The organism is Salinivibrio sp. ES.052 (assembly GCF_900141775.1).
Taxonomy (GTDB): Bacteria; Pseudomonadota; Gammaproteobacteria; order Enterobacterales; family Vibrionaceae; genus Salinivibrio.
Genome location: NZ_FSRI01000002.1, coordinates 460,001 through 473,558, shown reverse-complemented (window position 1 = coordinate 473,558; position 13,558 = coordinate 460,001). Strand labels below are relative to the sequence as shown.

The window sequence follows — 13,558 nt, the reverse complement described above, 5'->3', positions numbered from 1 at the left end:
TGTCTTAACCCTCTACGTTCAGGCCCATTGAACGGGCAGTACCCGCAATGGAGCGTTTCATCGCTTCGACGTCCGCACCCGTCATGTCTGCCGCTTTGGTTTCTGCGATCTCTTGGATCTGAGCGTCAGTAACGGTACCCACTTTTTCAGTGTTCGGACGACCTGAACCTGATTTCACGCCTGCTGCTTTCTTGAGCAGGATCGCCGCTGGCGGCGTCTTCGTAACGAAGGTGAAAGAACGGTCACTGTATACAGTGATAACAACAGGAGTCGGCAGACCTTTCTCGATAGACTCGGTCTTCGCGTTAAACGCTTTACAGAACTCCATGATGTTCACACCATGTTGACCTAGAGCAGGACCAACTGGTGGCGATGGATTAGCTGCACCCGCTGCAACCTGCAGCTTGATGTAAGCTTGTACTTTCTTAGCCATTATTCAATTACCTTACTTTGGGTACTAACGTTTATCTCTCGATAAACTTCCCGTTTAACAAAAGGGCGCGAAATTATAGTCAAATTTCGCGCCCTTGCCAACCGTTAGCGGTGCTTTTTTGATCAGGTTTTTTCAACCTGGCCAAATTCTAGCTCGACGGGAGTGGCTCGACCGAAAATCGATACCGAGACTTTAATTCGGTTTTTGTCGTAGTCGACTTGCTCAACGACACCGTTAAAGTCTGCAAATGGCCCTTCGGTCACACGCACCACTTCGCCCGCTTCAAACACAGTTTTATGAACCGGAGACTCACTCGCTTTTTCAAGGCGATTGAGAATAGAATCCGCCTCTTTATCAGAAATGGGTGCCGGGCGATCAGAGGTGCCACCGATGAACCCCATTACACGTGGTACACCGCGTACCAAGTGCCAAGATTCATCATTCATCACCATTTGGACGAGCACATAACCTGGGAAGAATTTACGCTCGCTCTTGCGACGTTGTCCCTGGCGCATTTCAACCACTTCTTCGGTTGGCACCAAGACTTCCCCGAAATAGTCTTCCATTTCGTGCATTTTGATATGTTCGCGCAATGACTGTGCGACACGACTTTCAAAACCAGAGAAAGCCTGGACCACATACCAACGTTTTTTGGGAGCTTCGCTCATGTACTTTTACCTCACACGCCAGTGATTAGGCGGACTAGACGGACCATGATCCCGTCAACGCCCCACAAGATGAGCGCCATAACGACAGTAACAGCCAGAACGATGAGAGAGGTTTGTAAAGTTTCTTGGCGAGTTGGCCAAATCACTTTACGTACTTCCATACGCGATTCGCGTGCAAACGTGATCGCAGCTTTTCCTTTCATCGTGAGTGCAGCTACACCACCTGCAGCGGCAACCAGTACCACTACAGCAGCAGCTCGCACTACCACAGACACGTCACTGTACAGGCTATTCCCTACCACGGCTGCGGCCAATAGGACAAAAACAACACCCCATTTTAGGATGTCCATCGAGCCGGATTGGGTCTCAGCGTTCGCTTTCATACATTCTACCTGTAACAAGTCTACATAGACGGCAGTGCCTTTTCAGCCGAACACGCTCGGTGTTTGGCAAAGGCACGCGGTGATCATAACGCTGCAATCAAGCACGATACGATCACTAAACTCTGCGCTTGCTGACTGCTGCTGGCCAAAATCACACCAATAGGAGCGTCAAACGCAGAAAAAGGGCATCAAATGATGCCCTTTTTACTAGTGTTTCGTCAAATCATTATTCAACGATATTGGCAACAACACCAGCGCCTACAGTACGGCCACCTTCACGGATAGCAAAACGTAGACCTTCGTCCATCGCGATAGGTGCGATGAGCGTAACAACCATCTTGATGTTGTCACCAGGCATCACCATCTCAACGCCTTCTGGCAGCTCGATAGTACCGGTCACGTCAGTTGTACGGAAGTAGAACTGTGGACGATAGCCTTTGAAGAACGGCGTATGACGGCCACCTTCGTCTTTACCTAGTACGTAGACTTCTGACTCGAACTTGGTATGCGGGGTGATTGAACCAGGCTTCGCCAGTACTTGACCACGCTCTACTTCGTCACGCTTAGTACCACGCAGAAGAACACCAACGTTCTCACCTGCACGGCCTTCGTCTAGAAGCTTGCGGAACATCTCAACACCGGTACAAGTGGTCTTGGTGGTGTCTTTCATGCCCACGATTTCAACGTCGTCACCCACGGTGATGATGCCTTGCTCAACACGACCAGTTACTACAGTACCACGGCCTTGGATTGAGAATACGTCTTCGATTGGCAGGATGAACGGCTTGTCGATTGCGCGCTCTGGCTCTGGAATGTAAGAATCCAGGGCTTCTGCTAGCTCAACAATCTTCTGCTCCCACTGCTCTTCGCCGTTCAATGCACCCAGTGCAGAACCTTGAATTACTGGGCAGTCGTCTCCTGGGAAGTCGTACTCTGAAAGCAGCTCACGGACTTCCATTTCAACCAGCTCAAGCAGCTCTTCATCATCAACCATGTCACATTTGTTCATGAACACGAGGATGTTTGGAATGCCTACCTGACGGCCTAGCAGGATGTGCTCACGCGTCTGTGGCATTGGGCCATCAGTCGCTGCAACAACCAGGATACCACCGTCCATTTGCGCAGCACCGGTGATCATGTTTTTCACATAGTCAGCGTGTCCTGGGCAATCTACGTGTGCGTAGTGGCGGTTTGGGGTATCGTACTCAACGTGAGACGTCGCGATGGTGATACCACGATCACGCTCTTCTGGTGCGTTATCGATTGACGCGAAGTCACGCGCAGCACCGCCGTGTACTTTTGCAAGTACCGTACAGATAGCAGCGGTCAGCGTAGTTTTACCATGGTCAACGTGGCCAATAGTACCAACGTTAACGTGCGTTTTCGTACGTTCAAATTTTTCTTTAGACATGACAGTCCCTCTAAGCACGGTATTTCGGTGGCATTACGACCACACAACCAACAATCAGGTTTGTTGAGTATATATCAAACGGCTTGAAGTTACCTTGGAGAGGATGGTGCTGATAGGCAGATTTGAACTGCCGACCTCACCCTTACCAAGGGTGCGCTCTACCGACTGAGCTATATCAGCACTCTATAAAGAGTGGAGCGGGCAGCGGGAATCGAACCCGCATCATCAGCTTGGAAGGCTGAGGTAATAGCCATTATACGATGCCCGCAATCGTTACTCGTAGAGCTATTCAAACAATTTGAAAATGGTGGTGGAAGAAGGATTCGAACCTTCGAAGGCTGAGCCGTCAGATTTACAGTCTGATCCCTTTGACCACTCGGGAATTCCACCTAAATTTTGGTGCCGGCTGCCGGAATCGAACTGGCGACCTACTGATTACAAGTCAGTTGCTCTACCAACTGAGCTAAGCCGGCGACAAGTGCTGCGCATTCTATGTCATGGATTTGAGGGGTGCAATAGGGAATTTTAAAAAAATGGGTGATTTTTTCGTCTTTTGGGTGTTTTTTCGTGTGATTGTTGGGAAAGTAACCAACCCTAGCCTTGTTACAGCCGGGCGAACGCTTTTCCTTCCTGTAAGTTTGCGGTATCGTCACTCTCTTTACTGGTTTAAGGCACACGGATCATGAACGCAACGCTAACGCCTTATTTGTCGTTCGACCGTCAACAATGGGCTGAACTGAGGGATGCAGTGCCCATGACGCTTACCGAAGAAGACATTGACCGTTTACGCGGCCTTAACGAACACTTGTCCATGGACGAAGTGCGAGATGTCTATCTCCCCTTGTCTCGGCTACTGAATCTCTATGTCAAAGCGCGCAAAAGCCGCACAGAAGTGCTTGACGAGTTTCTTTCTCAGCCAGTGTCCAATCATGTGCCTTATGTGATTGGCATCGCAGGCAGCGTCGCCGTGGGTAAAAGCACCACCGCACGTCTTTTAAAAGCCCTGCTGACACGATGGCCTGACCATCCTAAAGTTGCACTCGTGACCACTGATGGCTTTTTGTATCCTAACGCTGAGCTAGAATCACGCGGCATCATGCATAAAAAGGGCTTCCCGCAGTCTTATAACATGCGCAAGCTGGTTGAGTTTGTGGCTGACGTCAAATCAGGCAAAGACTGTGTCACCGCCCCGATTTACTCCCACCTTGTTTACGACATTACCTCTGAAGTACAAAACGTGGAGAAGCCTGATATTTTGATCTTGGAAGGGCTGAATGTGCTGCAAAGTGGCATGGACTATCCTCACGATCCACACCATGTGTTTATCTCTGATTTCCTCGATTTCTCTATTTATGTGGATGCCGAACCTGCACTACTCAAGCACTGGTATATGGAGCGCTTTATGAAGTTTCGGCGCGGAGCCTTCCTTGACCCACAAGCTTATTTTCATCATTACACGCGTTTATCCGTTGAGGAAGCGGCCGATAAAGCCGCGACAATTTGGGATGAAATTAACGGTAAAAATTTATTTGAAAATATCTTACCAACCCGTGAACGAGCGAGCTTGGTATTAGAAAAAGGAGCCAACCATTCCGTTCAGCGTGTTCGCGTCCGTAAATAAACCTAATCATTGCGCCTTAGCGAGATTTCTCCCCCTAAATAGGGCGTAATGTTTCCATCCACCTCAAGCAGTAACGCGCCATGCTGATCAATGCCACGTTCGATACCTTGCACTTGGCGCTCACCCATTAAGAGCTTTACAGGGCGATCGATAAAATTATCAAGCCGTGGCCAGTCAGCCATGATACTCCCAAGCCCTTGCTGTTCATAGTCGATAAGAGCCTCTTTAAGACAACGTATCAAGGTCGCCGCGAGAGTATTTCGAGACGGCATAGGCGAACAGGCATCTGCCAGTTTGGCCCACGGCTGATCGATACAGCTATTCAGATGTGCGCCCATGCCGATATTCAACCCCATACCAATCACAAGGTGAGCAGCATCACCCGTTTGACCTGTCATTTCGACCAAAATACCCGCGAGCTTTTTATCCTGATAATAAAGATCATTCGGCCATTTCACTCTGACATCCCGCGCACCTAGTTCGTGCAGAGCCCGGGTCATCGCCACGCCAACGACAAGACTGAGGCCCATCGCGGCCGCAGGGCCGGCATCTAAACGCCAATACATAGACAGGTACAGGTTACTGCCAAAGGGAGACTGCCAAGTACGACCACGGCGGCCCCGTCCTTGCTGCTGGTATTCAGCAAGACAGACACTCCCCACATCGAGCGTCCCCACTCTGTCCATCAAATGCTGGTTAGTCGAGTCAATCACTGGGATCACAGAAAGTGAAGGCGCTGACGTTTGCTGGCAAAGCCAAGCTTCATCAAGGAGTTCTATCGGTTGCGATAGACAGTATCCTTTCCCTTGCACCCGATAGATATCTAACCCCCAGGATTGCAATACTTTAATGTGCTTACTGACCGCCGCTCGGCTCATACCCAAACTCTCACCGAGCATTTCGCCTGAGTGGAATTCACCATCGGATAAACGGCCGATAAGGGCTAACCTTGCGCTATGTGCACTGCTCATTGCGCCTCCAAGGAAGTTTCACCCTGTGCGCCCATAAAGCGCACTTCATGGTGCAACGTCACACCAAACCGAGCCTGCACTTCATTGACCACGCGTTTTGCGAGTCTAACGACGTCTTGGCTGGTTGCGTGATCGGCATTAGTCAGCACTAACGCTTGCTTAGAATGGACACGCGCACCACCTTGTTTCGCCCCCTTCAAGCCACATTGTTCAATTAACCAGCCTGCCGCAAGCTTCGCTTTCCCCTCACCAGCCGGGTACATAGGCATCTCGGGATAACGGGTTTGCAATGCATTTGCTTGGCGCGCCTCAATCACCGGGTTTTTGAAGAAACTGCCCGCATTACCACACACACGTGGGTCAGGCAACTTGGCTTGGCGAATGGCACAAACCGCATCAAAAATCGCACGGGGTGTCGCGTGTTCGCTCTCTAACTCCGCTAAAGCGCCATACTTAAGTATCGGCTGCCACGCTTTGGTTAAGCGAAATCCCACTTGGGTGATCACCCACCCTTGCAGGGCAGAGGTTTTGAAGATCGAATCACGGTAGCCAAATTGGCAGTCATCGCGCGTCAGGCGACGCATTTCTTGTGTCACAGGGTTGAGGATATCAACATAGGCACAACGCTCACAAAACTCGACGCCGTATGCACCGATGTTTTGAATCGGTGCCGCCCCCACACAACCTGGGATGAGTGCGAGGTTTTCAAGCCCGGGCAGATCATTATCAATACTCCAGGCGACCAAGTCGTGCCAGGACTCACCAGCCCCGACATGTAATATCGTATGATCCGCATGGTCATCAACCGACACGCCAGTAAGGCGATTCAGCACCACCACGCCCTGGAAGTCTTGGCAAAAAAGCAGATTGCTGCCCTCTCCCACCACTAGCTTGGGGAGCGCAAGGAAGTCAGGATGCTGCCAAATAGCATATAAGTCCACCACAGTGTGCGCTTCCGCGATCGCATGAGCGTGGGCGGGTAAGCCAAAGGTGTGATGGGGTGTCAAAGACACATCAGATAACCACTTCATCAATGCATTACGCTGTCAGAAAAATCATGGATAGGTATACTACCTGTCCTGCTCGTATTGCGCATCTATTAGGCTATGGATAATTACCACATTCACTCGCTCGAGCCGTTACGGTTTCCGCTGGTCGCTCGATTTTATAAAACCCACTATCCGCCCGGTAAACCGAAAAAGGACGAGCTGATTTGGGTCATTGATGCACCCAACGGCATATGTGGAGCGGTACGCTTTCAACAGCGTCAAGACTACCAACTACTCACGGGCATGTTGCTGCACCCACATTTGCGAGGGACGGGGTTAAGCCATCATCTTCTCGACGCCGTTCAGCCCATTCTCGCGCAGCGCCCAAGCTTTTGCTTAGCATTTCGACCACTGACTACGTTGTACGCGCAGCACGGCTTTATCTGTGCCGACAGTCACGATTTACCTGATGACTTGGCCTCCCGATACCGAAGCTACTGTCAAAGTGGCAAAGACTTGGTCGCGATGCGACACACCTAAAGCGTGACATTGACAACAAAGCCGCCGCGTAGAGATCCGTGGCTTGACCCAATGTCTGGTATAATTCAGGGTTTAGCATCAAACGCTCGACTCTGGCCGTCGAACAACAAGAGGTAACAATGGATTCAGCGAACGCAAATCGGCAGCTTATTGACCGCTTGCCCACCATTGCGCATCAGCCAGCCAATCTCGAAACCTTATTGGACGCGGTCTCGTTTAGAGAACGGCTCCTTAGCGAAATCAAAAAAGCCACGTCACGTATTTATCTGGTTGCCCTGTACCTGCAAGATGATGAAGCTGGCCGCAGCGTGCTTGATGCGCTGTATGAAGCAAAACAAGCCAACCCAGCCCTTGATATCAAAGTCTTGGTCGACTGGCATCGCGCACAAAGAGGCTTGATTGGAGCGAAGCAATCTGACGGCAATGCGGGATTATATCGCGCCTATGCCGAGCGCTATCCCCATAAAATAGAGGTGTTAGGCGTACCGGTCAGAAACCGAGAAGTCTTTGGTGTGCTGCACTTAAAAGGCTTTGTTTTTGATAACAAGGTACTCTACAGCGGTGCCAGCCTGAATGATGTCTATCTTGCGCAGCACGATAGATACCGCTACGACCGCTATCATGTACTGGCGAATAAAAAGCTCGCCGATACGATGGCAGATTTTATTGTTAACACCCTGATCGCTGATAGCGCAGTTAATTGCCTCACGTCACCTGACCGTCCAAACAGTAAAGCGCTCAAACCCAGTATTCGCGAGTTTCGCGGACAGCTACAGCGCGCCAGTTACCGCTATGAGGATGAGCCAGTTAGCGAAAACCAAGTCGGACTGACGCCCATGGTCGGATTGGGCAAACGCAAAAACAAACTCAACCGCTATATCTGTCACCTGATTGCCAGCGCCCACGATGAACTGGTTATTTGTACCCCGTATTTTAATCCACCACGCAGTGTCGTTCGCCAAATCCGCCGCGCGCTTCGTCGTGGCGTGACGGTGAGTATTATCGTGGGTGACAAAACGGCGAATGACTTTTACTCGCCGCCAGAAGCACCCTTTAAGACCATTTCGGCCTTACCTTACCTCTATGAGGTTAATCTGCGTAACTTCGCTCGGCGCAATGAAGCAGCCATTGCGAAACGCCAGTTAAACATCCATATTTGGAAGCATGATGACAACAGCTTCCACCTGAAAGGAATTTGGGTCGATCGTCAATATATGTTGCTGACGGGAAATAACCTTAACCCACGCGCGTGGAAGCTTGACTTAGAAAATGCCATCTTAATTCATGATAAACACCACCAACTCGAAGAGCAGAAGCAGCAAGAAGTGGACAAGATTTTGGCGCATACCCAGTTAGTGGGTAGCTATAAGCATATCGAAAAGATGGAAGACTACCCGGCTCCAGTAAAGCGTCTGCTAAAGCGTATAAAACGTGTCCGGGCTGATCACTTACTGAATCAGATACTCTAGGTAACGACCGCGATGAAACAGGCCAATATTGCAGCTATTGATGTGGACGCACAACGAACCTTTACACCTCAGTGTCCCAACGAACTGCCGGTTCCCGAGGGCGATACCCTTGGACCGGCACTGAATGAGCAAGCAACATTGGCTGATTTGCGTGTATTAACAAAAGATGCTCATCCCGCGAATGCTATCTGGGTTGTTGATGATGCAGCTAAAATGCTGCAACCTTTGCCACATAAAAACGCTGATCTCACTTGGGTCAAGCATGCTGTGCCCGGCACCAAGGGGTTTGAAACCATTGACGACTTGCCCTCAGTCACAGAATACGACTATGTAGTTTGGAAAGGCGTTGAGCCTGATCTTCATCCTTACGGTGCCTGCTTTCATGATATTGAAGAAAAGCTGAGTACAGGGCTGATCGAGTGGCTGCATAGCCAAGAGGTCGACACCGTGATTGTCGGGGGCTTGGCAACCGATTACTGCGTCAAAATCACCGCTATTCAATTGAAAAAACGCGGCCGCTTTGAGGTAATCGTTAATCTTTCTGCATGCCGAGGTATTGACCCGAATACTATTGCTTCCGCTTGCGATGAAATGCTTGCAGTAGGGATCCGACTTGTTGATAATCAACTTGCTCTTAGCTGTTTGCTGCCCCGTTAATTCACACCGCAGCGAGACTAAGTCATTCGCTGCGATATTACTCTATCTTTAGATGCAACATTCCCCATAAATCGACATATAAGCTTGATCGGCTAGACAGTTCTCCGTTTTAAACGTCAAGTTTACTAGGTTTAATTCCCTCTATCCTCTAATGTCTCCTTAACTATTTTTACAATAAAAAATAAGTTTGGAGGATAGTATGCTCAAACGTACAACTCTCGGTCTTTTGATCGGCGCATCGTTATGTAGCACCGCCTGGGCGATGCCCCCATCTCAACTTGATGCCCTAGGTAATGGTCTCGATGTTCAATACCAAGTGCTTGATAATACGCAAGATGACTGGCGCTCTTTCACCGGCAACGTCGCCTTTACTAACCAAAGTGCCCAGACACTCCCCAAAACGGGCTGGGCGATTTATTTCAGCCATATCCGCATGATCAAATCGATCGACACCGATCAACTTAAGGTCTCGCACGTTAACGGTGATCTGTTTAAACTCGAACCCACAGGTGCCTTTGTGCCGCTTGCACCCGGTGACCAATTAGTAGTTGGCTTTAATGCCTCTGATTGGCAAGTAGCTAAATCCGATATTATGCCCAACTGGTATTTAGCGTCAGACGACGAATCGGGTACTCATACCGCGTTAATTGCCAGTACCAGTAACCACAAAAATGGCCAGGTACCCACCAAGCCGGATGAGGAGCTTACCTTTGTCGGTGACTTTGACTCCCCCGCACAGTGGAAACGCTACGGCGGCGCACTGACCGATCACTATGACCCCTTCACTGCCGAGCAGCGCTATGTACGTAACGCCGATTTGTCGTTGGTGGATACGCAAGGACAGGTGTTGCCGACGCCTGCCAGCCGCGTGGAGAAAGATGGTCATGTCACCCTCGATAGCGAGTGGACAGTAGTGTATGACAATGGTTATCAAGCACAAGCGCAGTGGCTCGCCGCTCAACTGGGAATCTCAGCAACTGACTGGGCACCCACCAACCAAAAAATCATTCATGTTGGCTGGGGAAAAGTAACGCTCAAGGACAATGACCAATGGCATGAAGCGTATCGCTTAGATATCCAGCCTGCGCAACAACGTATTGAGATTGACGCCCCTGATGAAGCGGGTGCCTTATATGCCGCACAAAGCTTACTGCAACTCAAAGCTGGCAACACACTCAAGGCGGTAACGCTAACTGACGCACCACGCTTTGCCTATCGTGGCCTGTCTGTGGATGCAGCACGTAACTTCCGTAGTAAAGAGGCCGTCTTAAAGTTACTCGATCAAATGGCTGCACTGAAGCTCAACAAACTGCATTTACGTCTCAGTGATGATGAAGCATGGCGTATTGAGATCCCCGCCCTCCCTGAGCTGGCCGAAATCGGTAGCAAGCGCTGTCATGATGTGTCAGAAACGAGCTGTGTGTTGCCCTTCTTAGGTGCAGGACCAGACGGCACGGAGGCATCAGACGGGTATTACACCACGGAAGATTATCAAGCTATCTTACGTAAAGCGGATGCACTCAATATCACTGTTATCCCTGAAGTGGATATGCCGGGTCACGCGCACGCTGCCATCAAAGCGATGGAAGCGCGTTACCACAAGTTCATGGCACAAGACGATGAAGTAAAAGCCAAAGAATACTTGCTCACTGACTTTGAAGACGATACGCAATACCTATCCGTACAAATGTTTACCGACAACGCGATGAATGTCTGTATGGAATCCAGTTATCGCTTCGTCGATACGGTGGTTAACGCGTTAGTGGATATCCATCGAGACATCCAGCCGCTCAATACATTCCACTTTGGTGGGGATGAAATTGCCGGTGCTTGGAAAGATTCCCCAGTATGTCAGTCCTTTATTGCAGACAACGATGCAGGCGTAAACAGTGTCGACGATCTGAGTCAATACTTTGTTGAGCGTATTTCGCATATTACCCAACGGCATCAGCTGGATCTCGGTGGTTGGGAAGATGGCCTAATGCACAACAATAAAGTCTATCCGCGCGCACAACTTTCCAATGAGCACGTCTATGGCAACGCGTGGCAAAATATCTGGGAGTGGGGCGTTGCCGATCGTGCCTACAACCTCGCCAACAATGGTTATGGCGTTATCTATAACCAAGCTACACACCTTTACTTTGACCACCCCTATGAGCCTGATCCCAGTGAGCGTGGCTACTATTGGGCACCGCGTTTCACCGATACGCGTAAGACGTTTAGCTTTATGCCCGATGACCTCTACGCTAATGCAGATGCAAAGCGCAATGGTGCACCTATCACCAAACAAGAGGTACTAGACGCTGCAACCGTGAAAACACTGACGCGTCCAGAAAATGTGCTCGGTTTACAGGCATCTATTTGGAGTGAAACCATTCGCTCCGATGGCCAATTTGAATCAATGACCTTCCCTCGTCTCTTCGCCATGGCAGAGCGAGCTTGGCACCGAGCAGGGTGGGAAGCGAGCACACAAACCGGACAAGAGGCGAATCAAACCAAGCGCAACATTGATTACAACCTCTTTGCCAATCAGTTAGCGAACTACTGGTTCCCACAACTTGAGCAACAGGGTATTGGCTTCCGCTTACCGGTTCCGGGAGGGGTGATAGAAAGTGGCATATTGAAAGCGAACTCGCCATTCCCTGGGCTCACCATTGAGTACTCAACCGATAATGGCGCCAGCTGGCAGAGTTATGATGCGGCGAACGCCCCTCATGTCAGTGCTCCAGTACAGCTACGTACCATTTCAGGTGAGCGAGTAAGCCGAGTCAGTAAAATTCAATAATCGAGCTAGTACACAGCTGAAAAGACAAAGCCCCGTCGCAAGACGGGGCTTTTTATTAGGTATTATTAGGTAGGTATGGTGTCTACTGGCAGGCAGCGTTTTGAAGCAAGGCGTACAGCGCTGATTGACCTTCCAAATACAAAAAGCCCCGACCGTCAGGTCAGGGCTTGGTGTTTTCTCATCAAAGTCTTACGTCAATCAGCTTTGATGCTCAAATTGCGAGCTATGCGCAGTGAGTTTTGAAGCGAGACGCACAATGTATGCCAATACATGAGCATCGCAGCTATCAAAAATCGCAAGCAATAGGCGCAATTTATAATCAAAGCCTGGCGATGTCCTACTCTCACATGGGGAGACCCCACACTACCATCGGCGCTGCTTCGTTTCACTACTGAGTTCGGCATGGAGTCAGGTGGGTCCAAAGCGCTATGGTCGCCAAGCAAATTCGGTAATCTAGAAAGCTGTTCGTTCTCGCCACAATCAACTGGCTTATTTCGAGTCCAACCCAAAACCTCTTGGGTGTTGTATGGTTAAGCCGCACGGGCAATTAGTACAGGTTAGCTCAACGCCTCACAGCGCTTACACACCCTGCCTATCAACGTCGTAGTCTACGACAACCCTTTAGAGAGCTCGAAGCTCTAGGGATGACTCATCTCGGGGCCAGCTTCGCGCTTAGATGCTTTCAGCGCTTATCTGTGCCGAACTTAGCTACCGGGCAATGCGTCTGGCGACACAACCCGAACACCAGCGGTTCGTCCACTCCGGTCCTCTCGTACTAGGAGCAGCTCCCCTCAATCATCCAACGCCCACGGCAGATAGGGACCGAACTGTCTCACGACGTTCTAAACCCAGCTCGCGTACCACTTTAAATGGCGAACAGCCATACCCTTGGGACCGACTTCAGCCCCAGGATGTGATGAGCCGACATCGAGGTGCCAAACACCGCCGTCGATATGAACTCTTGGGCGGTATCAGCCTGTTATCCCCGGAGTACCTTTTATCCGTTGAGCGATGGCCCTTCCATTCAGAACCACCGGATCACTATGACCTACTTTCGTACCTGCTCGAGCCGTCACTCTCGCAGTTAAGCGGGCTTATGCCATTGCACTAACCTCACGATGTCCGACCGTGATTAGCCCACCTTCGTGCTCCTCCGTTACTCTTTGGGAGGAGACCGCCCCAGTCAAACTACCCACCAGGCACTGTCCTCACCCCCGATAAGGGGGCTAAGTTAGAACATCAAACATACAAGGGTGGTATTTCAAGGTTGGCTCCACGACAACTGGCGTCGCCGTTTCAAAGCCTCCCACCTATCCTACACATGTAGGCTCAATGTTCAGTGCCAAGCTGTAGTAAAGGTTCACGGGGTCTTTCCGTCTAGCCGCGGGTACACAGCATCTTCACTGCGATTTCAATTTCACTGAGTCTCGGGTGGAGACAGCGTGGCCATCATTACGCCATTCGTGCAGGTCGGAACTTACCCGACAAGGAATTTCGCTACCTTAGGACCGTTATAGTTACGGCCGCCGTTTACCGGGGCTTCGATCAATGGCTTCTCTTGCGATAACCACATCAATTAACCTTCCGGCACCGGGCAGGCGTCACACCGTATACGTCATCTTTCGATTTTG

At 50.3% G+C, this 13,558-nt stretch carries 11 protein-coding genes, 4 tRNA genes and 2 rRNA genes (1 of these 17 only partly in view); 5 read left to right on the top strand and 12 right to left on the bottom strand.

All coding sequences use genetic code 11. The annotated features are described in order from the left end of the window. Nucleotides 1-4: 4 nt before the first annotated feature. The 8 genes from rplK to BUQ98_RS11815 form a co-directional block, all read right to left on the bottom strand. Nucleotides 5-433: a 50S ribosomal protein L11 gene (gene rplK / locus BUQ98_RS11850; RefSeq protein WP_025674743.1), complete on the bottom strand. Its 429-nt coding sequence runs from the start codon at nucleotides 431-433 to the stop codon at nucleotides 5-7. 122 nt (nucleotides 434-555) lie between these two features. Next, nucleotides 556-1,101: a transcription termination/antitermination protein NusG gene (nusG, locus tag BUQ98_RS11845; RefSeq protein WP_074214002.1), complete on the bottom strand. Its 546-nt coding sequence runs from the start codon at nucleotides 1,099-1,101 to the stop codon at nucleotides 556-558. An 11-nt stretch (nucleotides 1,102-1,112) separates the two neighbouring features. Further along, the gene (gene secE, locus BUQ98_RS11840; protein WP_025744448.1) at nucleotides 1,113-1,484 is read right to left on the bottom strand and encodes a preprotein translocase subunit SecE; all 372 of its coding nucleotides are present in this window, start codon (nucleotides 1,482-1,484) and stop codon (nucleotides 1,113-1,115) included. Nucleotides 1,485-1,710: 226 nt separating this feature from the next. Beyond that, the gene (tuf, locus tag BUQ98_RS11835) at nucleotides 1,711-2,895 is read right to left on the bottom strand and encodes an elongation factor Tu (protein ID WP_074214001.1); all 1,185 of its coding nucleotides are present in this window, start codon (nucleotides 2,893-2,895) and stop codon (nucleotides 1,711-1,713) included. Nucleotides 2,896-2,999: 104 nt separating this feature from the next. Then, nucleotides 3,000-3,075, bottom strand: a tRNA-Thr gene (locus tag BUQ98_RS11830). Between the two features lie 13 nt (nucleotides 3,076-3,088). After that, nucleotides 3,089-3,163, bottom strand: a tRNA-Gly gene (locus BUQ98_RS11825). Nucleotides 3,164-3,200: 37 nt separating this feature from the next. After that, nucleotides 3,201-3,285, bottom strand: a tRNA-Tyr gene (locus BUQ98_RS11820). Nucleotides 3,286-3,292: 7 nt separating this feature from the next. Beyond that, nucleotides 3,293-3,368 (bottom strand) — tRNA-Thr (locus tag BUQ98_RS11815). A 209-nt stretch (nucleotides 3,369-3,577) separates the two neighbouring features. Between BUQ98_RS11815 and coaA the strand changes: the two genes are divergently transcribed. Then, complete coding sequence (gene coaA / locus BUQ98_RS11810; RefSeq protein WP_074214000.1) at nucleotides 3,578-4,516, top strand: type I pantothenate kinase; 939 nt, start codon at nucleotides 3,578-3,580, stop codon at nucleotides 4,514-4,516. Nucleotides 4,517-4,518: 2 nt separating this feature from the next. Here coaA and birA read toward each other — a convergent pair whose 3' ends face one another. Both birA and murB read right to left on the bottom strand, forming a co-directional pair. After that, complete coding sequence (gene birA / locus BUQ98_RS11805) at nucleotides 4,519-5,487, bottom strand: bifunctional biotin--[acetyl-CoA-carboxylase] ligase/biotin operon repressor BirA (RefSeq protein WP_074213999.1); 969 nt, start codon at nucleotides 5,485-5,487, stop codon at nucleotides 4,519-4,521. After that, complete coding sequence (gene murB, locus BUQ98_RS11800; protein WP_074213998.1) at nucleotides 5,484-6,518, bottom strand: UDP-N-acetylmuramate dehydrogenase; 1,035 nt, start codon at nucleotides 6,516-6,518, stop codon at nucleotides 5,484-5,486. Before murB ends, birA begins: the two co-directional genes overlap by 4 nt. Before the next feature lie 75 nt (nucleotides 6,519-6,593). Here murB and BUQ98_RS11795 point away from each other — a divergent pair, with 75 nt between their 5' ends. The 4 genes from BUQ98_RS11795 (at nucleotide 6,594) to BUQ98_RS11780 (ending at nucleotide 11,927) form a co-directional block, all read left to right on the top strand. Further along, a complete protein-coding gene (locus BUQ98_RS11795) occupies nucleotides 6,594-7,016 on the top strand; it encodes a GNAT family N-acetyltransferase (protein WP_074213997.1) in 423 nt (140 codons plus the stop codon). Nucleotides 7,017-7,135: 119 nt separating this feature from the next. Beyond that, nucleotides 7,136-8,485: a CDP-diacylglycerol--serine O-phosphatidyltransferase gene (gene pssA, locus BUQ98_RS11790; RefSeq protein ID WP_074213996.1), complete on the top strand. Its 1,350-nt coding sequence runs from the start codon at nucleotides 7,136-7,138 to the stop codon at nucleotides 8,483-8,485. Between the two features lie 12 nt (nucleotides 8,486-8,497). Further along, on the top strand, nucleotides 8,498-9,142 hold the full coding sequence (locus tag BUQ98_RS11785) for a nicotinamidase (protein WP_074213995.1): 645 nt from the start codon (nucleotides 8,498-8,500) through the stop codon (nucleotides 9,140-9,142). A gap of 199 nt (nucleotides 9,143-9,341) precedes the next feature. Then, on the top strand, nucleotides 9,342-11,927 hold the full coding sequence (locus tag BUQ98_RS11780) for a family 20 glycosylhydrolase (protein ID WP_074213994.1): 2,586 nt from the start codon (nucleotides 9,342-9,344) through the stop codon (nucleotides 11,925-11,927). 324 nt (nucleotides 11,928-12,251) lie between these two features. Here BUQ98_RS11780 and rrf read toward each other — a convergent pair. Continuing rightward, a 5S ribosomal RNA gene (gene rrf / locus BUQ98_RS11775) occupies nucleotides 12,252-12,367 on the bottom strand. A gap of 86 nt (nucleotides 12,368-12,453) precedes the next feature. After that, nucleotides 12,454-13,558, bottom strand: a 23S ribosomal RNA gene (locus tag BUQ98_RS11770) (it continues 1,785 nt past the right edge of the window).

Bases quoted from the DNA above. Each gene is read 5' to 3' on its own strand.
- tuf (WP_074214001.1), bottom strand. From the start codon at position 2,895: ATGTCTAAAGAAAAATTTGAACGTACGAAAACGCACGTTAACGTTGGT.
- BUQ98_RS11795 (WP_074213997.1), top strand. From the start codon at position 6,594: ATGGATAATTACCACATTCACTCGCTCGAGCCGTTACGGTTTCCGCTG.
- secE (WP_025744448.1), bottom strand. From the start codon at position 1,484: ATGAAAGCGAACGCTGAGACCCAATCCGGCTCGATGGACATCCTAAAA.
- BUQ98_RS11780 (WP_074213994.1), top strand. From the start codon at position 9,342: ATGCTCAAACGTACAACTCTCGGTCTTTTGATCGGCGCATCGTTATGT.
- coaA (WP_074214000.1), top strand. From the start codon at position 3,578: ATGAACGCAACGCTAACGCCTTATTTGTCGTTCGACCGTCAACAATGG.
- birA (WP_074213999.1), bottom strand. From the start codon at position 5,487: ATGAGCAGTGCACATAGCGCAAGGTTAGCCCTTATCGGCCGTTTATCC.
- murB (WP_074213998.1), bottom strand. From the start codon at position 6,518: ATGAAGTGGTTATCTGATGTGTCTTTGACACCCCATCACACCTTTGGC.
- nusG (WP_074214002.1), bottom strand. From the start codon at position 1,101: ATGAGCGAAGCTCCCAAAAAACGTTGGTATGTGGTCCAGGCTTTCTCT.
- pssA (WP_074213996.1), top strand. From the start codon at position 7,136: ATGGATTCAGCGAACGCAAATCGGCAGCTTATTGACCGCTTGCCCACC.
- rplK (WP_025674743.1), bottom strand. From the start codon at position 433: ATGGCTAAGAAAGTACAAGCTTACATCAAGCTGCAGGTTGCAGCGGGT.
- BUQ98_RS11785 (WP_074213995.1), top strand. From the start codon at position 8,498: ATGAAACAGGCCAATATTGCAGCTATTGATGTGGACGCACAACGAACC.